The organism is Paenibacillus sp. Y412MC10 (genome assembly GCF_000024685.1).
GTDB lineage: Bacteria > Bacillota > Bacilli > Paenibacillales > Paenibacillaceae > Paenibacillus_AQ > Paenibacillus_AQ lautus_A.
Window position 1 is genome coordinate 1964163 of sequence record NC_013406.1, and the last position, 23053, is coordinate 1987215.

General features: G+C 53.8%; 16 protein-coding genes. 11 read left to right on the forward strand and 5 right to left on the reverse strand.

The window, feature by feature from the left end; genetic code table 11:
- Nucleotides 1-35 precede the first annotated feature (35 nt).
- Both GYMC10_RS08350 and GYMC10_RS32725 read left to right on the forward strand, forming a co-directional pair.
- On the forward strand, nt 36-4685 hold the full coding sequence (locus GYMC10_RS08350; RefSeq protein ID WP_015734117.1) for an S-layer homology domain-containing protein: 4650 nt from the start codon (nt 36-38) through the stop codon (nt 4683-4685).
- 889 nt (nt 4686-5574) lie between these two features.
- Nucleotides 5575-5682 (forward strand): hypothetical protein, encoded by a 108-nt coding sequence (locus tag GYMC10_RS32725; RefSeq protein WP_015734120.1) that lies wholly within the window; start codon nt 5575-5577, stop codon nt 5680-5682.
- A gap of 23 nt (nt 5683-5705) precedes the next feature.
- Here GYMC10_RS32725 and GYMC10_RS08360 read toward each other — a convergent pair whose 3' ends face one another.
- Nucleotides 5706-6467 (reverse strand): aminoglycoside adenylyltransferase domain-containing protein, encoded by a 762-nt coding sequence (locus tag GYMC10_RS08360; RefSeq protein WP_015734121.1) that lies wholly within the window; start codon nt 6465-6467, stop codon nt 5706-5708.
- A gap of 184 nt (nt 6468-6651) precedes the next feature.
- On the opposite strand from GYMC10_RS08360, the gene GYMC10_RS08365 reads away from it, so the two are divergent.
- The gene (locus GYMC10_RS08365) at nt 6652-7359 is read left to right on the forward strand and encodes a 4'-phosphopantetheinyl transferase family protein (protein WP_049788677.1); all 708 of its coding nucleotides are present in this window, start codon (nt 6652-6654) and stop codon (nt 7357-7359) included.
- Nucleotides 7360-7433: 74 nt separating this feature from the next.
- Here the strand turns inward: GYMC10_RS08365 and GYMC10_RS08370 are convergent, their stop codons facing one another.
- On the reverse strand, nt 7434-9008 hold the full coding sequence (locus GYMC10_RS08370) for an FAD-dependent oxidoreductase (protein WP_015734123.1): 1575 nt from the start codon (nt 9006-9008) through the stop codon (nt 7434-7436).
- 145 nt (nt 9009-9153) lie between these two features.
- Nucleotides 9154-11466, reverse strand: a complete 2313-nt coding sequence (locus tag GYMC10_RS08375; RefSeq protein ID WP_015734124.1) for an AraC family transcriptional regulator — start codon at nt 11464-11466, stop codon at nt 9154-9156.
- Nucleotides 11467-11664: 198 nt separating this feature from the next.
- Between GYMC10_RS08375 and GYMC10_RS08380 the strand changes: the two genes are divergently transcribed.
- The 8 genes from GYMC10_RS08380 to GYMC10_RS08415 all read left to right on the forward strand — a co-directional run bounded on the left by GYMC10_RS08380 (nt 11665) and on the right by GYMC10_RS08415 (nt 20863).
- Entirely contained in the window at nt 11665-13203 is a 1539-nt protein-coding gene (locus tag GYMC10_RS08380; RefSeq protein WP_015734125.1) for an extracellular solute-binding protein, read from the forward strand.
- Nucleotides 13204-13414: 211 nt separating this feature from the next.
- Nucleotides 13415-14950: an extracellular solute-binding protein gene (locus tag GYMC10_RS08385; protein WP_015734126.1), complete on the forward strand. Its 1536-nt coding sequence runs from the start codon at nt 13415-13417 to the stop codon at nt 14948-14950.
- A 150-nt stretch (nt 14951-15100) separates the two neighbouring features.
- Nucleotides 15101-15994, forward strand: a complete 894-nt coding sequence (locus GYMC10_RS08390; RefSeq protein ID WP_397358998.1) for an ABC transporter permease — start codon at nt 15101-15103, stop codon at nt 15992-15994.
- Between the two features lie 21 nt (nt 15995-16015).
- Nucleotides 16016-16894, forward strand: coding sequence for a carbohydrate ABC transporter permease (locus tag GYMC10_RS08395; RefSeq protein ID WP_015734127.1), 879 nt, complete (start codon nt 16016-16018; stop codon nt 16892-16894).
- A gap of 46 nt (nt 16895-16940) precedes the next feature.
- The gene (locus tag GYMC10_RS08400; RefSeq protein ID WP_410002340.1) at nt 16941-18350 is read left to right on the forward strand and encodes a family 43 glycosylhydrolase; all 1410 of its coding nucleotides are present in this window, start codon (nt 16941-16943) and stop codon (nt 18348-18350) included.
- A 14-nt stretch (nt 18351-18364) separates the two neighbouring features.
- Nucleotides 18365-19483: a hypothetical protein gene (locus GYMC10_RS08405; RefSeq protein WP_015734129.1), complete on the forward strand. Its 1119-nt coding sequence runs from the start codon at nt 18365-18367 to the stop codon at nt 19481-19483.
- 181 nt (nt 19484-19664) lie between these two features.
- Nucleotides 19665-19997, forward strand: a complete 333-nt coding sequence (locus GYMC10_RS08410; RefSeq protein ID WP_015734130.1) for a cupin domain-containing protein — start codon at nt 19665-19667, stop codon at nt 19995-19997.
- A gap of 56 nt (nt 19998-20053) precedes the next feature.
- Nucleotides 20054-20863 (forward strand): alpha/beta hydrolase, encoded by an 810-nt coding sequence (locus GYMC10_RS08415; protein ID WP_015734131.1) that lies wholly within the window; start codon nt 20054-20056, stop codon nt 20861-20863.
- A 96-nt stretch (nt 20864-20959) separates the two neighbouring features.
- Here GYMC10_RS08415 and GYMC10_RS08420 read toward each other — a convergent pair whose 3' ends face one another.
- On the reverse strand, nt 20960-22063 hold the full coding sequence (locus GYMC10_RS08420; RefSeq protein ID WP_085982509.1) for an ABC transporter permease: 1104 nt from the start codon (nt 22061-22063) through the stop codon (nt 20960-20962).
- Nucleotides 22029-23051, reverse strand: coding sequence for an ABC transporter ATP-binding protein (locus GYMC10_RS08425; protein WP_015734133.1), 1023 nt, complete (start codon nt 23049-23051; stop codon nt 22029-22031). The genes GYMC10_RS08420 and GYMC10_RS08425 overlap by 35 nt, the downstream gene beginning before the upstream one ends.
- Between the last annotated feature and the right edge of the window lie 2 nt (nt 23052-23053).

The following is a 23053-nucleotide window of genomic DNA, read 5'->3' on the forward strand; positions in this document are numbered from 1 at the left end:
GTTCATTCTGAATAAAAGAAGGGTGGTATTCCTTGATGTATCGTTTATTTCGCAGGCGGATCGCGCTGCTCCTCAGTTTGTCGCTGATCGTATCGCTCATCGTGCCGATTGGTTCCTCCGCGTTCGCGGATAACGAAATTCCCCCGGCTCAAAGCGCGGTTCCCGAACCGGTTACGCTGGTCTCCCAAGGCGGAACCAGTCTGGAATTCACGGATATCAACGTGGCAGGCGACGCGCTGGAGAGCAAAAATGACTACTTGGCGCTGTACACGAGCGGTGCTTCGGTTACGGGCTCCGTGTACACCGATGAGGTATGGGTTCCCATGCTTCATGTCGCGGTATCGGTGGATGCCGGCGGTCAAGTGCTGGACATTCTCGGACCGGACGTCGATCCTCCGACGGCCTGGGATCCGGGCACGCTGCTGCCGATTCCGGCCGGCGGTTATGTCGTCGTGGCAGGCGGGACGCTTCCGTGGGAGCAATCCGCTTTTCAAAAGCCTCTCTTTAATCAAAACAAAACAGGAGATTCGGTGAAGCTGATGCGCGCGGGCGTCGAAGTGAAAGCAGCCGATTTCCTGCCGGATCAGCCGGGGCCAGGGCCGGATCCGCTGCCGCCGGAGCTGCATCTGCTTACGCCAAACGATGCGACCGTGGATATCCCGGTCATTGAGATTGCGGGTTTTGTGGCGAACTATGCCGAGGACCTGGATTTAAGCGTGACCGTCAATGGCGATGAAACAGCGCTTACGGCGGATGGCGTGTTCCGCACGAATGTGTATTTGGAGCCGGGTCCGAACGCGGCTGAGGTAAAGCTGATTAAGGGAGACGGCGAATTGGCCGCCCAAACGCTGAACATCGTGTACGAACCGATCGAGAACCAGGATTATATTGAAGTCGAGGCGGCGCCGAAGGATATTACGATCGACATCGAAGGTCCGCGCAAGAAGCTGGATTACGTCGATAAGGATGTCACGGGCGTGCCGAACATCGTGGCGGTATTTACGAGAGATTACGGCAGCTCCATCACGATTCCAAAGACCAATGTGGCCGTGCAGGTGGATGCCAACAACCGCGTATTGCTGGTGGTCAATCCTTCGATCAACGGCAAGCCTCCGGTGTGGACCGGTCCGACCGATCTTGAAATACCCGAAGGCGGTTATGTGCTGATGGCACAGGACAACAGCTATGCAGGCAACAACATCAAGCGGTATTTGGCCGAGAACTTCAAGGTCGGCGACATGATCAAGCTGCGCAAGAACGGGGAAGTGGTTCAGGTGCGCGACATCATGAGCGGCAACGGCCTTATTGCACGGCTCACGCTCGATAATCAGACGATGTACACCGTAACGGAAGGCAGTACCGCCATCACGGGGCGCATTGACAACATAGACGATGTTGCGGCGATCAAGCTGCTGGTGAACGGGAACGAGATTCCGTTTGAAGCGGATGGCACCTTCACTCATAATTATACGTTGACGAACGGTACCAACTATATCGAAGTGAAAGTGATGAAGAATGACATCGAGCAGGATGTGCGTCATTTGGCCGTGTTTGCCAGACCTGGTTTTTCTCCGGAAAAAGAAGTCATTCTCTGGGTGGACCAGGCATCCAATGCAAGAAAGTTCAAAACCAGCGAGGATGTTTTGGCATTTCTGCAAAAAGCTAAGGAAACGGGCGTGACTTCGGTCGCGTTTGACGTGAAGGGCGTTGAAGGCTATGTTTCGTACAAAAAGAACGATTTGACGGGCAGACCTTACGTCAGCGAGATCAAGGCACCCGAAAAGGCGGGGGCAAGTCCGGATCTGGACCTGCTGCAGGAGTTCATTGACCATGGTCATGCCCTGGGATTAGAGATCCATGCGGCGATCAACGTGTTTGCCGAAGGATCGATCGCCCATAACGAGTATGCGGTTCTGAACGACCACCTCGACTGGGAAGAACGCGTGTATTTCCCTGAAAACAACGGCGAGATCAAGCGTCTGCGCGAAAGCAAAAAGCAGGGCCTGGTAGCTTTCGTCAACCCGTCCAATGACGAGGTCCGCGATTACCAGCTTAGAACGTTCGAGGAAATCATCAAGAATTACGACGTGGACGGGGTTGTACATGACCGCAGCCGGTATGACAACGAAGGGGCCGATTTCAGCGACGAAACCCGCGTGAAATTCGAGCAGTTTTTGCAGGCCCGGGGCAAGCAGCTTGTCAATTGGCCAAACGATATCTTCTCCTATGAAAACAATGTAAGGGTATACGGCCCGCTGATTCAGGACTGGTGGGAATTCCGCTCGGGCACGATTCAGAGCTTCTTCGGCGAAGTGAAGGCGCTGGTGGATTCCTATGAAGTCTCAGAAGGCAGAAAGATCGAGGTATCCTCTTATGTAGGATCCTGGTATGAGACGTATTATCTAAACGGCGTCAACTGGGGCAGCAAGAACTTCCGGTTCAATCCCGCACTCGGCATGCCGGACGAGTCGGTGTATACGGAGGAATATTACCAAACCGGATACATCGAGTATTTGGATTTTCTGATGATCGGGGCTTATCAAACGACCAGTCAGGAAATCCAGAAATACATTACGCTTGGCAATATCGTAACGAACGGGGAAATTCCGCTGTATGCAGGCATTGCCATGAACAACGTGCAGGCGCCGGCCGTCCAACGCGAAGTATTCCAGGCGGGGCTGAAGTCCACGAACGGCCTGATGCTGTTTGACGCATCCCAGGTCAACTGGCCGATCGCGGCTGCCGCTCTCCAAGATAAGGAGTGGGTGAAGGACTACCAGCTCGGCATGAGCTTGCCGGGAAGCCCGAATTCGTTCCTTGAAGGCAATTTCTATAATATCAACCGGATCGAGGGCAACGTTAACGTGATGACGGAAGCCTTTGGATACTCCACGGGCACGAACCGCTTCGGGGTTGAAGTGGTTGTGGATAACTCGGGTCACGTGACGCGCGTAGTCAACCGGAACCAAGCGATCAACTGGAGCTGGGGAGCCCCGGAAGAGAATAACAGCGTCATACCTGCGGGAGGTTTTGTCATTTCTGCTCTGGATCCGTCAGGCACAAGAACGCTCCGCCAGCTCGTGGCCAATGCTTACAATACGGGCGACCAGGTTCGTTCGGCCGTATTAAGCGGGCTGATGGACGACGAAGGCAAGGAAACGCGCGCCAGCCAGCTTGCGTTGACAGGGCTGGTCGAAGTTCTCGGACCCGGCCAAGCGGCCGTGAAGGTGAACGGTGCCGATGCGACCCTGTCGGCGAAAGGTGAATTTACAGCGAACGTGCCGCTGCAAACGGGGGCCAATTCGATCACCGTGGACGTATTCGTTGACGACTTCAAAACAAACAGCAAGACGTTTGAGGTCATCCGGACTTCTACGGGAGACGGCGGATCCGATCCGGGAACTCCGGGCGGAGGATCCGGTTCACCGGGTGGAGGAACGACGCCGCCACCTCCAAAACCGACCGAACCCGAGCGCTTGAACATCAAGAAAGAGACGGCACCGGACGGCAGGACGGTCATCATAGCGGATGCAAACGAGAAGTCTTTGCTCGATGATGTGGCACGGCTTAGCAAGCTGCCGGCGGCTTCACGCTTGCTTACGTATACGGTAACCGACGCTTCGGATTCCGTCGTTCTTCACTTGCCGGTTCAAGGGCTGAGCGCTGCCGTGAAAGACCTGCCGGGGGGCTCCATCGTGTTGGAATCCTCCCAAGGCCGATTGGAAATTCCGCTCCAGTCGCTGACGGAAGCTATGCAGCAGCGAGGGACGGCGGAAAGCTTGCAGATCCGCGTCGGGTTTGCTTCGAAAGAAGAAGAGGACCGGATGAAGGCAGCACTGGAGGATGGAGCCTCCATGCTGGATGCACCGCTTGCCATAACCTTGGCGTGGAAACAAGGTGACAAGTTGTCGACTCTTCCGGCACTGAAAGGACCTTACGCAAAGTTTACGAAGGTTCTATCCCGTGTCGCCAGTCCATCCCAAACGACGGTGCTGCGGATGGATCCGGCATCCGGCAAGCTGGTCTTCGTACCGGCGTTCATTCGCACATCGAACGGTACCTCCCAAGCGGAGTTCAAATGGAGGGAGAGCGGGGTTTATTCCGTTGTCTCCCATGCGAAGACATTTGAGGATTTAAGCAGTCATTGGGCCCGCGAGGACGTATCGCTGCTGGCCTCGAAAAAATTGATTGAAGGACTGAGCGATACGCGTTTTGGTCCGAACGAGCCGATCACGAGAGCGCAGTTCACGGCGATGCTCGTCCGTGCGCTCGGGTTGAAGGATCAGGGAGCCGACACGGGCTTCCAGGACGTGAAGGCAAACGATTGGTTTGCGTCCGCTGTCGCTACGGCTGTGGAGAATGGGCTGATCGAAGGCTTCAGCAATGGCACATTCCGTCCGGACGAGGAGATTACCCGTGAGCAGATGAGTGTCTTGCTGCTCCGGGCGCTGAAGCTTGCCGGCAAGGATCTGGAGACAGGAGACTCCGGCTCCATATTGGAAGGGTTCAAGGATCGTGACCGCATCGCATCCTGGTCTGAAGAGGCCGTGTCGGCCATCGTCCATTCAGGTCTGATGGAGGGACGTTCTTCTGACAAGTTCGTTCCAAAGGCACATTCTACCCGTGCTGAAGGAGCGGTCGTATTAACCAGAATGCTGCAATTGGCAGAATTTATTAACCGTTAAAGCCAAAGACCCGTTCGATCCTATCGAACGGGTCTTAGTTATGTACCAGGGAGTCGCACATAAGTAACGACCTATTTAATACGGATAGATTATTATCGATCCGTATAATAGTGATTATTTTTTATTCTTTATTCTTAAGTAAACCCATCTAACTATCAACAGAATCAGTAAGGAGGTTGTTACGTACCAAGGAGTTGCGTTACCAACGAATCTGCCGAGCAAGAAAACACCGATAAATAGAAGGATGAATATAACAACGGCCAGAGACTTAACCATTATGATCGTTAATTTATCCATAAGAAACTCTCCTAGAAGAACCAATTCAATCTAATTCCAACAGCCATAAATAATATGATCCAACCCCACAGAATCAATAAACGAAAAGGACGCGGGATAATTAAATATTCCGAATACAGTTTGAGTATAAGCTTCAACCGATTCCCCCCTGTTTGATCGTGAGATTTAATAGACTTTCTAAATCTAAGTGGGGTATAAGTGCATCGCGGCGGCTATCGACCCAGCCTTCAGTTGAATAGCTTCATCATCAGTCGCGGGATATATAACACGGTATCAGATATGAGGGTAACGATGTTTGCCCAGTTTTCTATACGGGTTCTTCCAAACTTGAATTTTTTCATATTAAGCACCTCAGCTTCAGAATGAGATCAGCTTCTTAAAGTAAATATTACGCAGGAATCTGTACAAGGTTCCAATAAATAGGAGGTAAGCGGATGTACCGAACCCTGCTTCGTGCATGCAGGGGGCTTGACATGGCATGCCATGGATATTGGACTAATGCACATTCTGATCATCATTGCCGAAATGCCCTGTCTAAGGGCATCTGTTTACATAAACTGTACCATACCATCACACAAGGAGGTTTATATCGATGAGCTACGATAAATGCTGCTACGGCGGTGGATACGGAACTTCGGTAGGCATTGTTCTGGTATTGTTTATTCTGTTGGTGATTGTATTAAGCACCTTTTGGATTTAAGTCATGGTGAGCATCCCCGTCAATCATAAAGCCTTCCGGATTCGCTCCAGCATGTCGCCGGCAAACGCGATGAGTCCATCCGATGCGGATTCCGCGGGTTTCCCGGCTCCGCCGGTATATTGATGCAGGGCATGCTCGATCATCGGATGATACTGCGAGGGAAGTGCGCGAAGCCCCCATTCGCCTCCTTCTTTTTTGGAGGACACCACGCCTTCCCTCAGATAGTACAGCACCCGGCAAAGGTTCAGCGTGTAATACACAGGAGAGGCGGTAATATCCTGTACCGCACTCTCTACATCCTCGAGGATGGCTTGAACGTAATAGGATCGGTCCACGGGCGGGAAGACCTCGCGAACGGGTTTGCCGTACAGTGCAATGCCCCGATGATAGATCACGGTATAATGGGCGGCCAGGTCCGCATCTTGGAATCCCCCGCATAGGTAATCGTCATCGGCCAGATACCTCTCGCGATGGAAGGCGGAGTAGTGGAATTCGAATGGTGGCGGATAGACGAGCTCCCGAAGACTGGACTCCAGGACCAGGCTCAGTTCCAATCCCTGCTGATTGGCCATTCCATCGTGGAGGGCTATGAGTTTGTTGGCAAGCCGCCTCAATTGATCCCGGGACGGCTGCCTTGCTGCCACGACCAGCAGATCCACGTCGCTTGCTTCCGGGTTGAAACAGCCCATAGCCAAGGAACCATGCAAGTAAACGCCGACCAAATGGCTGCCCAGCTCCTCCGTAAACAAGTCCACCGCTTGATCCAAAACCGATTGCGTGTCCAATCGAACCCCCACCTTCATTTAAACGATAATTTTCTCCATTATGGTAGGGTGGTCTTTCCGTTGTCAATGATCATTCCTTCCCCCGTATATGAGGAAAAGGCAGCAGGAGGGCGGAAAGAAGCAGGGGAACGGAACGTACATATCGAAGTGAACACGGGACTATGTTTAGAGAAAGGGCGGAGTTATGGGCACTTTTAATGAGAATCAGCCTAGCGCTGTGGAGATCTACGCGATCCGGAATTCGGATCATATGCGCGACGAAACGTTTCGGGCCTTGTTCCAGACGCTGTCCCCTGATCGACAGGAGTATGTGTCCAAGTTCAGAAGGGCTAGCGATTACCAGCGTTCGGTGCTTGGCGATGCCTTGGCCCATCGCATGCTTCGGGATAAGCTGGGACGGGAACGAACGAATATGGAAATCATCAGAAACGCTTACGGCAAACCATTCTTGAAGGATCATGATAACCTGCATTTTAACGTCTCCCATTCCGGGCAGTGGGTCGTGTGCGCCGTCGGCTATGAGCCGGTCGGGATCGACGTAGAGAAAATGGAGAACATCGATATGGATATCGCCAAACGTTATTTCCATAAAACCGAGTTTAACGCGCTGCTTAACTTCCCTCCATCCGAACGGCTTTCCCGCTTCTTTGATTTATGGACGCTAAAAGAAAGCTACATCAAGGCCGTTGGCAAAGGCTTGCATTTGCCGCTGGATTCTTTTGTAATGGAGCGGCAAGGCGGTGAATGGGAGTGGGCACCCGTGGTTGGCGAGAACGGAGGAACCTACTATTTTAAGCAATATGCGCTGGAAGAAGGGTACAAGCTGTCGGTGTGCAGCATGGACCGCCATTTCCCCGATCAGATTCAATACGTAACGGCTGATGAGTTATAAAATGGAAAAACCAAAACCAGCTCAGGGCGTTGCCCTTGAGCTGGTTTTTGCAGCGGTTCTATAGCGGCGGCGGATCAGACGGGCCGGAGTGCCGGCCATGCCAGCTCGATGCCTTCGCTTACGAGCTTCTGCTGGAAGCTGGCGAGTCTATCTTCGTCGTTCCGAACATCCGTCGGCAGAATGTCATGATCCAGGCAATGGCTGATGCAGTATCCGGCGGCCTCGCCGATGTTCCATTCTACAGGATGCAGCCGGTAGCAGCCGTTCGTAATGTGGGTGACCCCGATGTTTTTGCTGGCTGCCAGCACATTCTTTATCCGCTTCGGTATTAAGCTGCCCAGCGGAATTTGGAATGGCAGGGAAGAGATATCAATGTAAGGACGCTCACCCGTGCTCGGGTGCAGATCGATCCGGTAACAGCCGATGCCGACGGAATCGTGGAACGTTTCGGCAACGCCGTCAGGGCGCGATTCGGTTGCCACGTGCTGTTCCAGGACCGTGAACTCGGCCTGAATTCTTCTGGACTCACGGATGTATGGGTACATGGCCATTCCGTCTTCCGTTCCAACCACATCGGGACGCAGACGCAGTCCGGGATAACCCTGCCCGCCATCCGGCCGGGGCACCTCGGTTTGAAGCCAGTACAGCAGGGACAGGCTGAGCTGTTTGGCCTGATCAATATGATGGTCGGCCTCTTCCTTCGGCACATCGATAATGGAGCCCAGCCAGTAGTCGTTCTGCGGCCAGTTCACTAGCGACACCGAACTGTCGAACGTACCTTCGGCAAAATGCTTCGGGTCCAGGATTTGACGGTATTGATAAAGCGGGAACTTGCCGTGTCCCGGGAAAATCTCATACTCGATCGGCTCATTCGTCGACGGCTTGACGGCGGTCAGGCTTAACAGCTTATCCGGCCAGAAATCGGGTTTATACTCCCGCCAAAAATCATAAAGCGCGGGCTTCTCAATCGTATGGTCTTCACCCTCCAGATAGTCAACGGCAAAACAATACGTAAAGCCCTGCATGTCCTGCGGCAGCGGATCGCCGTCGACAGCGTGTGGCTCCCCTGTCTGGGCTTTGGACTCCGCACCGGTGACATATTCAATGCCTGCCAGCGGAAGCAGATCCCCGAGCTCGGTGGCATCCACGAAGAACGGGGCGCGGAGGACGATTTGATCCTCGGTTTCAAGATGACGCACGGTTACGCTGTCCACACGATCCCCTGAAACGTCGGCAGACTCCGCCGCATATTGATACAGGATCGTCAGCCGTCCGCTGTGAATGTACGGGGCCAGCATTTGGTGCAGCACGGCGAGCGCCGTGCGGGGCTCATGGCATAGCCGGCTGACGATGCCGCTGCCGGGATTCAGCTGCACATTGGATCTGGCCTTGGGCGTCATGGGAAAATAATCGCGATAGTACTGGCGGACGCCTTCGCGGAACTGCCGGTAGCTGCGCGTGCAGCCAAAGGATTCAATCCACGGATGCTCGTCGGGCGGAACCGCCTGGCTGGTCAGCTGTCCCCCGATCCAAGTCGTTTCCTCGGTCATGATGACGGTCTTTCCGGATTTGGCGGCGGCAAGCGCAGCGGCTGTTCCCCCTGTTCCGCCGCCGAGAATGACGATATCGGCCTGCATTTCTCGTATCATGGCACAGATTCTCCTTTTGGGATGGTTTCGTAAATGATCAACAATCAGCACAAAACGTGACTATTCTAATTGTAGATGCTCATCCATAGGAAAAGTACGGGACACAGGTGACCTTTTTTGGTAATCTGATGCCGTTTTACAAGGCTTATGGTCCGGTTTTGTATTTGCTGCGATATTGCCCGGGCGTCATCCCCTCCAGCTTGCGGAAGGACCGGATAAAGTTCTGCGAATTGTTGTAACTCAGCTTCTCCGCAATATCCTTAATGGGCATATCGGTTTCGACAAGCCATTTCTTGGACATCTTGAAGCGGTATTGGGACAGGTATTCGCTGAAGGACATGTTGGTTTCTTTCTTGAACACGCTGCTTAGATAAAAATTGTTGTAATGGAGGCGCGAAGCACATTCCTCAAGCGTAATGTTGCGGTCGAATTCCTTGCGGATCATCTCGATCATCTGCTCGGAGAGATTCTGGTATTGAGAGTCCTGGCGATCCCGGAAAACACTCACCATCGGCCGGATGATCCGCGATTTGAACCAGCTCTCGATATCGGGATTGGTATAGAGCCGAAGAAGCTCCTCCACGAGGGAGCTGTCCCGGATGTCGAGCTGCTCCAGCATGATCCCGTTCTCCTGCATCACGATCATCAGGTCATTCAACAGCCGGATGAGCGAGATTTGATACTCATGCGGCGTCCGGTCCTTGCGAAACACCTCGTCCAGCCACTGCCTCAGAAGCTCCACGGCCCTTTCCTCGTCAGCCAGCTTGATGGCATCGATCAGCTCGTTCTCCACCTGCATCGGGTAGAAGTAGACCCGGGTATGCTTGCCGGAGTTCAGGCTGAAATAAGGGACGATGACGCCGGTTCCCAGCTTGATGCGGTGTTTCAGGGCTTCAAGCCCTTCCTGGTAGGCGCGCGACGTTTTGGACAGGTTGTCGTAAGGCAGGCTGATGCCGATGCTGACCTCCAGGTCCAGGAAACTTCGCGTCGTCTTCTGGATCTCCTCCGATAGGGTATACACATAATCGTTGAATGCCTCAGGCGTGATGTCGCCTCGTCCGATGAGCGTAACCTGCGTAAGGTCGATAATGACGGAGGGGAGCCGGTGGGAGGAGGGGATCATCTCCTCGATGATATTGTTCACGGCAAACAGCAGCAAATCCCGGTCTTTGCGTTCATAGCGGGTTTCGTCCAGCATGTCGATCTGGAGGGTGAAGACCGCCAGCTGTTCCCATGTGGATACTTGCTCCTTGAAGCCGAACATCTCGATTTGTTCCATCGCTTCGGGCGGATTGATCTTGCCCAGGAACAGTTTATGGAGGAAAAAGGTGCGCACCTGCTGGCTCGTCTGCCGAAGCTCGCTGCGGAGCTTGGTATTCGAATTGAACATATCCCGGATATGTTCGTCGATGACTTGCAGCTCGCTCTTTTTGTTCGCTTGGATTTCCGGGAGACGCTCCACGATATTTTCGAAAATGTGACGGATCGGCGTATACATCTTCCGCGTTCCAAGCCATACAATCAGGACGCTGAAACCGATCATCAGCAGGCAGATATACAGCGTGAACCAGCCGATGGAACGGGACTCCTTCGTGATGGCGGACATTTCGGTGAAGGAGGCATACAGCCAGCCGTTAAAATCGGAACGGACGTACGTAACCGACACTTGCCTGTTGTCGATCTTCGTCTCGAACTGCCCCGATTTGCTGTCAAAATGGTCCAGCTCCGCCTCCGCATACCCGGTATCGGTCAGATATAGTCCTAGTTTCCTTTGCTCCGGATGCACAACGATCCGGTAATTGTGGTCCAGCACCATGACCTCCCGGGATTCGGAAGGGCTGTCCATCATGGCGGCAAGACTGCAGCTGGGAATGGTGGCAAGCGCGACGCCCCGGGCGCTGGAGGAGGAGAGCGGCATTTTCTTCACAAGGGCGATCGTATAAGGGCAGGCATAACTGAGCGTATCGCTGGAGCCGAGGGATTCGGTCTCCAGCATCATCCAATTGGAGTTTCCTTGCAGCTCGAGAAGCTTCAGGAGCGTCTCTTTGGAAGCGTATTCATTAAATTCGTACATGCCCCGGTTATTGATCAGCCAGTTGCTTGTCGCATTCGCAAGAATGACGTCCGTTACTTTGGTTTCGGGAGACTGCAGCAGACTCATCTCTTCTCTCAGTTTGTTATACAGCTGGAAGTCATAATAGGACAGGGGACGATATAAGGCGCTTTGCAGCATGTTGGAATTGATGACGTAATTCAGTGTATAGTCTACGGTCCTCAGCACCTGTTCAAGATTGCTGTTCGTTTGATTCATGATCTGGATGTTGCTGCTGTTGACATGGTTTTGTACGGAGGTGGATGATTTCATGAACGAGAAGAAGCCGAGGGCCACAAGAGGAATGATGCTGATGAAGCAGCCGAACAGGACCATTTTAGAATAAAAGCTACTTTTTGGATGCAATAGGTACACCTTCCTGTTTAACAAAGTGTATAATCATTGTATGGGCAACCCCCGTTACATTCAATAATCATTTCAAAATGAATAATCACTGGATTTGATCATCCTGGTTTGTCATGAAAAAAGATGTACATATGATATGATCGTCTCAGTCACTTGGGATCCGCAAGAAACATGGGGGAACGGAGGTAGAACGGATTGATGACCCGTCTGTCAAACTATGTTGTGCTTACGCTCGCTATCCTATTGGTATCGGCTGCTTGCATCACCATGGCCCGCTCATCGGGGGCGGATGGCGGAAATGCGTCTTTTGAACGCAGTACCCGCATTTCGATGATGGCCAACCTGCACACCACCGAGATTCCATCCGATCGGATCGAGAAAGAGATCGAGGAAAAAACGGGCGTTCAGCTGGACATCCAGTGGGTGCCGGACGGCAGTTATGATGAAAAAGTGTTTGCAGCGCTTGCGACAGGGAACTTGCCGCAAGTCCTCTATCTCAAGAATGCCGCATCCTTGTCCTACTTCAGGGATGAAATACGAAGCGGGCTGTTCTGGGAAATCGGCCCGTACCTTGACGGCTATCCGAATTTAAAGCGATTGAAGCCCGAGGTTTTAAGGAATACCGCTATTGACGGGAAGCTGTACAGCCTGTATCAGGAGCGTGCCTTGGCCCGATCGGGCATCATTTACCGAAAGGATTGGGCGGATCGGCTGGGGCTTCCGGCGCCGGAAACGCTCGACGATTTGTACGAAATGCTGAAAGGGTTTACATATAACGATCCGGACAACAACGGCATCGATGATACCATCGGCTTGACGGACCGCAACGACTTGATTTACGGGGCTTTCAAGACGATCAGCTCCTACTACGGAACGCCGAATCGTTGGGGATGGTACAACGATTCGTTGCAGCCGGAATTCGTCTTTCCGCAGTATATGGAAACGATGAAATTCTTTAAGAAGCTGCATAGCGAAGGACTGGTGAATGAAGATTTTCCGATTACCAGCAAGACGGACCAGCAGGAGCTGTTCATTACGGGGAAAGCCGGGGTCTATATCGGCGCGATGGGGGACGTCCTGTCCCTGCAGTCGAGGCTGCTGGCGAATGACCCTGAGGCCGTACTCGATGTTCAGAATCGGGTTCGCGGGCCGGAAGGGTTCGGGATATGGGCATCCCAGGGATACGGAACGGTCATCTTGTTTCCGAAGTCCGCGATCGCCACGGAAGAGGAATTGAAGAATGTGCTCTCCTTCTATGATGCGCTAATGAGTCCCGAGCTTGCGAACCTGATGTATTGGGGAATCGAGGGCACCCACTATACCGTACAGGATGGCAAAGCGGTGGCGGTGGATGCTTTTGAGCTGAGGGAGAAGGACGTGAAGCCTTACCAGGCTTTGATGGCCGGAAGCTTCAGCACCATCCCGGGCATGCTGGAGCCGGTTAACACGAATAAGGTCAAGGATAAAGCCGAGCGGCTGATTTATGATAATGAAAGCTTCCTCATCTATGATCCTACCGCACCGTTGGAATCTCCGCTGTATAACGAGATCGGCGTCCGATTGAATGAACGCATGCGGGACGCCACCTATCAATTCATGCTGGGAATGATCGATGAGAAGGGGTTCGAGGCGGAGATCGACCGTTGGCTTGAAGAAGGGGGCAGCCAGATTATCGAGGAATATGAAACTTCGTATCGAAGCACGGTGGGACCGTATCTGCATGAGAAATACCGCTAGGGGATTGATTTCCCCGGCGGTTTTTTTTGTTGCCGTGCCTTGCCTGGTGATCCCATTGCCTATGTAATCATTAGATTTGATTCCCCCGGCTCCTTATGCCGGGCGCGGCCGAACTCCCCATATCCAATCGAAGGATTATATACGCACCGAGCTTCCGTCATCTAAGCTGTTTCTTGTCAGTCCCTAACCCAATTATAACGGAGGTCAGATGATGAAGAAGAAAAAAGCCAGTACCATCCTGGCAATTGTAACCGCTTTATCCGTGTTGGCGGGCTGTGGAGGCGGCTCCGCCCCTGCAGCAACCGGCAGCACAAATGGAGGTCCGGCGCAAGGAGAGAAACCAAGCGAACCGGTTGCCATCTCGATCATGGCCAACCTCCACACCCCTGAAGTTCCTTCCGACATGATTGAGAAGCTGCTCGAAGAGAAAACGGGCACCAAGCTTGACATTCAGTGGGTGCCGGACGGCACTTACGACGAAAAGGTCAATGCATCCTTCGCAACCGGAACGCTGCCGCAGGTGACGTATCTGAAGAATGCCGCTTCGCTAGTGAATATGCGGGACGCGATCCGCAACGGGCAATTCTGGGAAATCGGGCCGCTGCTGGATCAATACCCGAACCTCAGCAAGCTGAAACCCGATGTGTTAAAAAACACGGCGGTGGACGGCAAAATCTATGCGTTATACCGTGAAGTGCCTTTGTCGCGCCAAGGCATCATTTATCGCAAGGATTGGGCCGACAAGCTTGGGCTCAGCGCTCCGACCAATATTGACGAGTTCTATAATATGCTGAAGCAGTTCAAGGAAAAGGATCCTGACGGCAACGGCCAAGACGACACGATTCCGTTGACGGACCGGAACGATCTGATCTATGGGGCATTCAAAACGATAAGCTCATGGCTCGGGACACCGAATAACTGGGGCGAGAAGGACGGCAAGCTGGCTCCCGAGTTCATGTTCCCCGAATATATGGAGACGATGAAATTCTTCAAGAAACTTCATCAGGAAGGGTTGATCAATCAGGATTTCCCGGTTACCAGCAAAACCGATCAGCAAAATTTGTTCATTACCGGCAAATCGGGCGTTTATATCGGAGCGATGGGGGACGTATCCAGCCTGCATCCCAAGGTCGTCGAAGTGAATCCGGATGCGGAGCTCGATGTTCAGAATAAAATCGAGGGAGGACCGAACGGCTTCGGAATCTGGTCGGTTCCCGGCTACGGCTCGGTGATACTCTTTCCGAAAACAGCCATCAAATCGGAGGAAGAACTGAAAGGAGTGCTTGCCTTCATGGATCAGCTGATGAGCCCTGAGCTCGGCAACCTGATCTATTGGGGAGTGGAAGGACAGCACCACCAGCTGGAGGAAGGCAAGGTCGTTCCTTCGGAGGACACCAAGCTGACCGATCGTGAAGTGAAGCCTTATCAAGCGATGCAGGTGGGCGGGCCGCTAACGATCGAAGGATTCTATGAGCCGAAGCACATGCTGCCTGTTAAAGCGAAGGCCGAGGAAATGATCGTGGAGAACAATGAATACCTCATAGAGGATCCTTCGGCTTCCCTGGACTCCAAGACGTTTAACGAAAAGGGCGTGCAGCTGCAGGAGATGATCAAGGACGGCACGTATCGGTTCATGCTCGGAGATCTGGACGAGGCAGGATTCCAGGCCGTCGTGGACAACTGGCTAAAGAGCGGCGGTCAGCAAATCATCGATGAGTTCAACGTTTCCTACGAATCTTCCAAATAACGAACATGCCAGCATCCCGAACGGCCGGAGACTGCACTGCTGCAGTCTCCGGCAGGCTTCGGGGCAGAAAGGAAGTCTGAGATCATGAGCGAAACCGCAGTGAAGACCGGGATGCGCAAGGACGCCCCCACAATACCGGAGTCCGGTCGAATGAGAAGAATCGTTAAAAACCGGGCGATCTATCTCATGATACTTCCGGGATTTTTATACTTCCTGATCTTTAAATACATCCCGATGTCGGGACTGATCATAGCCTTCCAGGATTATCAGGCTTATCTGGGCGTAACGGGCAGCCCCTGGGTGGGGCTCAAGCACTTTGAGCGGCTGTTTACCGAGCCGATGTTCTTCACGATATTAGGCAACACGCTGCTGCTGTTTTTCTTGAACCTGGCATTTTATTTCCCCGTGCCGATCATTCTTGCCTTAATGCTCAACGAGGTCCGGCGCGAAGTCTTTAAACGTTTTATCCAGACGCTGGTGTACATTCCCCACTTCATGTCGTGGGTCATCATCGTATCCATTTCGTTTGTCATGCTCTCGATGGATCGCGGCATTATCAATGAGCTGCTGGTTATGGCCGGTTTCGAAAAAATCAATTTCCTGATGAGCAGCGATTGGTTCAGGCCGATGTATGTCCTGCAGATCATCTGGCGTGAGGCCGGCTGGGGGACCATTATTTATTTGGCCGCCATGGCCGCGATTGATCCGGGTTTATACGAAGCGTCCCGAATTGACGGGGCCAGCCGCTTTCGGCAAATGTGGCATATCACGCTCCCTTCGATTCGAAGCGTGATCGTCGTTTTATTGATTTTGAAAATCGGCGACGTGCTGGAACTTGGGTTCGAACATATCTATCTCCTCTTAAACTCGATGAACCGGGATGTTGCGGAGATTTTCGATACGTATGTGTACACCGCGGGTCTGAAGCAAGGACAGTTCAGCTTCAGCACGGCGGTCGGGTTCTTTAAATCGCTGATCGGTCTCATTCTGGTGATGCTGGCCAATTGGCTGGCCAAAAAGGCCGGAGAAGAAGGCATCTATTAATTATGAGAAAGGTGGACCGCTATGGTACAAGATAAAACGATATCAAGCCGAATCTTCGATATCGTGAACTATACGCTGCTGTCGATCATCGGCCTCGTTACCATTCTGCCTTTCCTTCACGTCATCGCCGGATCGTTCACGACGGTGACGGAGCTGGCGCAGAAGCAGTTTGTCCTGTTTCCGACCGTATGGTCCCTTGACGCTTACAAGTACGTGTTTTCGACCAATACGGTTTTTCGTTCGCTTGGCGTTTCCATAGGCGTCACCTTCCTGGGCACATTGTTCAGCATGCTGTTAACCTGCCTGATGGCCTACGGGCTGTCGCGCAGGGATTTGGATGGCCGCAATTTCATCATGTTCATGGTCTTGTTCACGATGCTGTTCAGCGGGGGGATGATACCGACCTTTCTCGTGGTGAAGGAGATGGGGCTCATCGATACTTATGCGGCCTTGATTGTCCCGACGGCGATCAATGCCTTCAACCTCATCATCATGCGAAACTTTTTTCAGAACCTGCCCGAAGGGCTGGAGGAATCCGCAAAAATCGACGGAGCCGGCGATTGGGGCATCCTGTTCCGAATCGTGATCCCGCTGTCGATGCCTGCCATTGCAACCATATCGCTCTTTTATGCGGTTACCTACTGGAATACGTATATGTCGGCGATTCTGTACCTGAATGACGCTGCCAAATGGCCAGTGCAGGTCATTCTGCGGCAGATCGTCATTCTTGCCAGCGGCTTGGCGGCCGATACCTCCGGCATGGACGAATTCGTCCGCCCGCCGGAGCAGACGGTGAAAATGGCGGTCATCGTCATTGCCACGCTGCCGATACTGTGCGTATATCCGTTCCTGCAGAAGCATTTTGCGAAGGGCGCGCTGCTGGGATCCATCAAGGGATAGAGAGGAGCGAAGGAGCGTGTTGGAAAAGAAACGGTGTGTACCGATCATGGCCGGCAATTATGCGGACCCGTCGATCATCCGGGTCGGCGAAGATTATTACATGACGCATTCATCCTACAAGCTGACGCCCGGGCTCGTCATCTGGCATTCGCGTGATTTGCTGAATTGGAGCCGGATCGGGGCCGCACTGCCCCATTACGAGGGAGATGTGTGGGCGCCGGATTTCGTCGCGCATAACGGGAGGTATTACATCTATTATCCGGCAGGGCGGACGAATTGGGTCGTTACGGCAGCCAGTCCGGCGGGACCGTGGAGCAAGCCGATCAATCTGGGGATCAAGGGAATTGATCCGGGGCATACGGCAGGACCGGACGGAAAGCGTTATTTGCATATGTCGGGCGGTGATTTTGTAGAGCTTACGGCAGACGGGCTCGCGGTCGCGGGCGAAGTGAGGCATGTATATAACGGCTGGCGGTATCCGGAGGATTGGGCCGTAGAGGCATACAGCTTGGAAGGGCCGAAGATGACCGTTCGCGACGGATATTATTATCTAACGGTAGCTGTCGGAGGGACGGCAGGACCGCCTACAAGCCATATGGCCGTATCGTCAAGATCCCGAACGCCATGGGGGCCGTGGGAGCATTCGCCTTATAACCCGGTCGTTCATACGGAATCCAAGGAGGAGCCCTGGTGGTCCAAGGGACATGCCTCGCTGATCGACAGTCCTGACGGCCAGTGGTGGATGGTCTACCATGCATATGCGGGCGGATTCCATTCACTCGGTCGGCAGACGTTGCTCGAACCGATCGAATGGACCTCGGACGGGTGGTTTCATGCTGCGGAAGACCATGAGAGGCTTGACCAGCATGATGGGCCGGATGACAAAAAAGAAATCGATGCGGTGAATCAAAGCGTTTCATTCAGGGATACCTTTGCCGGATCTGAACTGGGCCTTCATTGGCAGTGCGAAGGCGTGGAGCCTTCCACCCGGTTCCGTCCGGGGAATCATGAGTTGGCAGCCGAAGCAGCACCCGAGGAAGCCAAAGCTTCTCCGCTGCTCTACATGGCTGGCCATAAGCGTTATTCAGCAGAGGTCGAGATTATCGTGGAGGGTCCGGCGGAGGGCCGACTGCTGCTCTATTACAACGATGCGGCATATCTCGGCATGGGAGTCAACGAGCGCGGAGTCCGGCATTTCCGGTCATTCAAGGGATACGGTACGATGCCGAACCATACTCGCAGGGCATTTCTGCGGTTGGTTAACGATGCGCATATCGTTTCGTTCTATTACAGCTTCGAGGGGACGCAGTGGATCCGGTACGACAAGGTCGCGGATGTTTCAGGGTTCCATCATAACACGTTTGGCGGATTTCAGAGTCTCCGCGTCGGATTGGATGCCATCGGTAAAGGCAGGGTGATTTTCCGGAATTTTTCATATAACGTCATAAGCAGCTGAAAGAAGGGGTAGAAATGGCACAGGAATTAGAGGATATTCTGGCAGGCGGCGACAGGCTGTTTGAAGGCTTCTTCGAATGGCTCGAGGGGCAATACGACGCGGCTTCCGGCGGTTTCTATTATGCCCGCAGTTCACGGGATTCCGGGGCGTTCGTTCCGGACATCGAGTCGACCGCGCAGGCTTTGGGCATTATCGAGCGATGCGGGCTTCTGGAAAGACTGTCCGACGGCATCAAGGCGGGGCTCGTGCGTTTTTTTCAATCTAAACAAGACCCGGCGACGGGCTACTTTTATGATGCCGATCCCAATATGAGAACAGACGATGTGATGGTGGGACGAGCGCTTGGGTACAGCGTGGGAGCACTCCGCAAGTTGGGGGCAGCCCCCTTGCACCCGCTGCCGGGCCATCGGCATATGGCTCCGGCATACTGCCGCTCTCCCGAGGAATACGCGGAGTGGCTGCGCTCGATCAGTCTGGTGAACAGCTGGCGCGGCTGCGATCGTCTGTGTAATTCGGCCCCTTATTTATCCCAAATGCCGCAGGAAGAGAGGGAGCCGTTTTTGCGTGAGGCGCTGTCGTATTTTGCGAGCATACAAGATCCGGCGACGGGGCTGTGGGGCGAAGGCACGCCTTATGTCCGAATATCGGGAACCTTCAAGCTGCTGACGTTCTATAATCGGTTTCAAGCTCCCTTGCCGCGGATATCGGAAATATACCATTCGTTGATGCGTGCGCTGCAAAGCGAGAAGGCCGTTGATATGTGTTATATCCGGAACCCGATCAGTCTCCTCACATCGATGGAGCTGCGCATCCCGGAGCAGGATGTTCGGATCATCACTGAAATCACCTTGCAGAATATGGCGCGTCTCAAACGCGCGGACGGCGGATTTTCACGGGAAATCGATCATTCCCCGCCGGCGCCGAATGTGGCCCAGGTAAAGCCGGGAGAGTATTATCCTGACATGCCGGAGGCGGTTCCGCTGGGCAATGGAGAGATAGAGGGGGATATGAATGCGGGAACCCAGGCGATTCTGATCCGCTATTCGCTGCGGGAGCTGGGCGGGCTGCAGGAGCGAAAGCTGGATGCCGCCGATTCTGCATTCTCCAATCTTCGGGCAGCTGCAGATATATAGTTGCGGGTTTGAAGGCAAGGACCTTCTCATTAAGAAAGATCCATCTTCGTGCGGACATTTCGATTTTTTTGGTGATGGCCATAGGAAAATCCATGCCCTTCGCCGAAGAAGTAGAAAGCTCGTTTACGGAAGAATCGATGGTGCGAAAATAAGGCGCTTGGCACAGGAGAGGAGAAAGAGGATGGCGGAGATCGGGGTTTGGGAGCAGGCGGAGCCCGGTGTGACGAGGAAGGTATTTAAACCTGGGGCCGGTCTGATGATGATGGAGGTTCACTTTGAAGCAGGAGCGGAAGGGGCGCTCCACAGTCATCCCCATGAGCAGATGAGTTATTGCCTGAAGGGAGCCATTGAATTCTATATCAACGGCGAGACGACCCTTGTACGTCAGGGAGACACCATCGTCATTCCCGGCGGGGCGGAGCATGGCGTGAAAGCACTTGAGCCATCCGCTCTTTTGGATGCGTTTACACCGTTGAGGCTTGATTTGCTTGGACCCGAAGAGAGTTGCAGCTGAAAGAAATCGATTCAAAGGACAACGACACCTTATGAAGTCGGAAAGGAATGGATAGAATGAAGCTTTGGGAACAGGATACACCAGGATATGCGTCGGTGGAAGAGTCGTTCACGCCTTATATGACACCTTATCTTCTACAAAAAGAAACACCACACGGAGCCGTGCTCGTTCTGCCGGGCGGCGGATATGGACGGCGGGCAGATCATGAGGGCGATCCGGTTGCCCTGTGGCTGAATTCGATCGGCTTATCGGCATTCGTCGTTCATTATCGGGTTGCCCCGTACCGGCATCCTTATCCGCTGTATGACGCCCAGCGGGCGATTCGGCTCGTAAGGCATCATGCCAAGGAATGGAACATCGATCCGGAACGCATCGGAATTCTCGGATTCTCTGCCGGCGGACATCTCGCGGCCAGTGCAAGCACCTATTTCGATGAAGGAAATCCGGAGGCCGAAGATCGCGTTGAGAGGCAGGGCTGCCGTCCGAACGCATCCATTCTCTGTTACCCGGTCATTTCATTTAAGGACTACTACCATGAGGGCTCCATGATCAATTTGTTGGGGGAGAATCCGGCGGAAGACTTAAGGAATGGGATGTCCCTCGAATGGGCGGTAAAACCGGATACCCCGCCTTCCTTTCTGTGGCATACCGCGGATGACGGCGCGGTCCCGGTCGAGAACAGCCTGATGTATGCCGGATCGCTGAGCAAGCAGCAAATTCCGTTCGAACTGCATGTTTTCCCGGAAGGCCGGCATGGCCTTGGCCTTGCGGAAGAAGATGCCAGTGTTTCGCAATGGACGCGCCTGTGCGAGGGTTGGCTGCAGAAGATTGGGTTCCTGTCGCAAGCCGTCGTGCAAGGAAGGTAGAACAAATCATATAACTTGAGAACGCTTGAACGCTCGATAAAAAAACAAGCTCATCTGAAGAATCCTTCAGATGAGCTTGTTCGTATAGCCTGAAGATCAGGACCGGCCTCGAATCTCCTGGCGGAGGAACAGGACGTAGGAGATGGCAAAGCAGATTAGCGTGGCTGCGGCCAGCCCGATAATTTGCGGCCAGACGAGCAGCAGGCTTTGGCCGAACGGCAGCGGACTGGCAATGGCTCCATACACCTGCTCCTGCGTGAGCGGACCGAGATTGCGGATGGATGGCATCAGCAGGGTGGTCGTCGCTTCATTGAACAGGGTATACGGCGAAAGCCGGCCTAGCCACAGCATCAGATTCTGATAGCTCATGACATCTTGGACCGTCGCCGAGGCAGTACTGGGAGCCAGTCCCCGCGACAGCAGCTGCAGGATCATGTCAAAGAAAAAGCTGAAGAACAGCCAGACGGCGATGCTCGACAAGGCGGAGGTGGCCGGCTGTCGGAACCTTACGGAGAACGTAATGGACAGATTCAGCCAGAAGCCGACGTAACAGATCGTCACAACCAGAAAACTGATGATCCGTAAAAATTCCTCAAAGGTAGGCGGAATGCCGATAATCAGGGTGCCCAGTGCCATGGTCAACAGCCCGAGCGTGATAAACATGATGCTGATGACGATCAGGGAAGCCGCGAATTTCGCATTGAGCAGATCGTCGCGATGAATCGGCTGGGCCATGATTCGGCTGAGCGTGCCTTTGTTCCGTTCACTGTTGATGGCATCAAAACCCATGCCGATTCCGAGCAACGGACCCAGGAAACCGACAAACCCGATGAAGGTCGGAAGGGTGCCGTCCGAGATGGTGAACAGCTTCAGAATGACAAAATCATGGACCCCGTTCTCCGATCCGAGGGCTTCCCGTATGCTGTTCATGGCGGTATACAGCGAGGCTACGCAGGTTAAGGCAATGATGCCTAGCAGCAGGATGAAGCGCCAGCTGCGGATATGGTCCGCTATTTCTTTGCGGACAAGCACGCCGAATGCCGAGGGCATGGAGGGGTGGGCGGATTTTTCGGCTGCCGTTTCTCCGGGGGCCCGGGCGGGCTTGGCAGATCCCTTTTTCCTGTTTTCGAATAAGGCTTGCAGCCGGCGGCCCATGCCGGTCAGCTTAGCCGGTATGCTTGGCGTCGTTCGTTCTGCCATGCTCCTCACCTCCTGCAAAATAACGGTGGTAGATTTCGTCCAGGCCGTGCTGCTGGCGATTCAGCGAGAACAGCCGAACACCTGCATTTACGACCGTTCGGGCAATCTCCGGGCTGCAATCCCTATCGGCCCGAATCAGAACCTTAATTGGCAGGTCTCTGGTCAGCGTGTCGTTTGATTCAGCCGGACCGCTCTCGGCAGGCGGAACTTCGATCTGGTGAACCCCTGGGATGCTGCCGATGGCATCCCGCAGTTCGGGCACAAGCTCATCCAGCTCCGCCGTGATCATAATGGGATCGTCCGCAAACAGAGTTCGGGACAGACTCCCGACATCGCCTTCGGCGAGGAGCCGTCCCCGCACGAACAAGCCGACGCGGTCGCAAATCTGCTGAACCTGGTGGAGCTGATGGGACGATAACAGCACGGTCAATCCTTGCTCGCGGCTGAGCTTCCGTATCAACCGCAGCAACTCTTCCATACCCGTCGGATCGATGCCCAGGGTCGGTTCGTCAAGAATGATGATTTCCGGGGATTTCATTAAGACGTCGGCAAGTCCGAGCCGCTGCCGCATCCCGCGGGAATAAGCCCCCGTCTTCTTGTGGGCAGCATGCGTGAGCCCTACCTGCTCCAGCAGCTCCAATGCCCTTTCGCGGGCTTGGTTATCCGGAATTCGATTCAACCGCGCGGTTAACATCAGGTTTTCCATGCCGGTACGGTCCTCGTAAAAGCCGACGTCATCCGGAAGGTACCCAACCCGCCGCTTCACCGGAATCGGCTCTCTTGTCGGATTGATGCCAAGCACGCTTATCGATCCCGAATCCGGTTCGCTCAGCCCCAATAGCATCAGGATCGTGGTGGATTTGCCCGCACCGTTCGGACCGAGCAGGCCGAAGATCTCACCCCGCCTAATTTGAAGGGATAAACGGTCCACCGCTCTCGTGTCGTGGTAACTCTTCGTCAGTTCCTGAATGTCAATGACCGTATCCATCA

Coding starts and splice junctions, on each gene's coding strand:
- GYMC10_RS08350 (WP_015734117.1), top strand. CDS start 36: ATGTATCGTTTATTTCGCAGGCGGATCGCGCTGCTCCTCAGTTTGTCG.
- GYMC10_RS32725 (WP_015734120.1), top strand. CDS start 5,575: ATGAGCTACGATAAATGCTGCTACGGCGGTGGATACGGAACTTCGGTA.
- GYMC10_RS08365 (WP_049788677.1), top strand. CDS start 6,652: ATGGGCACTTTTAATGAGAATCAGCCTAGCGCTGTGGAGATCTACGCG.
- GYMC10_RS08370 (WP_015734123.1), bottom strand. CDS start 9,008: ATGATACGAGAAATGCAGGCCGATATCGTCATTCTCGGCGGCGGAACA.
- GYMC10_RS08380 (WP_015734125.1), top strand. CDS start 11,665: ATGACCCGTCTGTCAAACTATGTTGTGCTTACGCTCGCTATCCTATTG.
- GYMC10_RS08385 (WP_015734126.1), top strand. CDS start 13,415: ATGAAGAAGAAAAAAGCCAGTACCATCCTGGCAATTGTAACCGCTTTA.
- GYMC10_RS08390 (WP_397358998.1), top strand. CDS start 15,101: ATGAGAAGAATCGTTAAAAACCGGGCGATCTATCTCATGATACTTCCG.
- GYMC10_RS08395 (WP_015734127.1), top strand. CDS start 16,016: ATGGTACAAGATAAAACGATATCAAGCCGAATCTTCGATATCGTGAAC.
- GYMC10_RS08400 (WP_410002340.1), top strand. CDS start 16,941: ATGGCCGGCAATTATGCGGACCCGTCGATCATCCGGGTCGGCGAAGAT.
- GYMC10_RS08405 (WP_015734129.1), top strand. CDS start 18,365: ATGGCACAGGAATTAGAGGATATTCTGGCAGGCGGCGACAGGCTGTTT.
- GYMC10_RS08410 (WP_015734130.1), top strand. CDS start 19,665: ATGGCGGAGATCGGGGTTTGGGAGCAGGCGGAGCCCGGTGTGACGAGG.
- GYMC10_RS08415 (WP_015734131.1), top strand. CDS start 20,054: ATGAAGCTTTGGGAACAGGATACACCAGGATATGCGTCGGTGGAAGAG.
- GYMC10_RS08420 (WP_085982509.1), bottom strand. CDS start 22,063: ATGGCAGAACGAACGACGCCAAGCATACCGGCTAAGCTGACCGGCATG.
- GYMC10_RS08425 (WP_015734133.1), bottom strand. CDS start 23,051: ATGGATACGGTCATTGACATTCAGGAACTGACGAAGAGTTACCACGAC.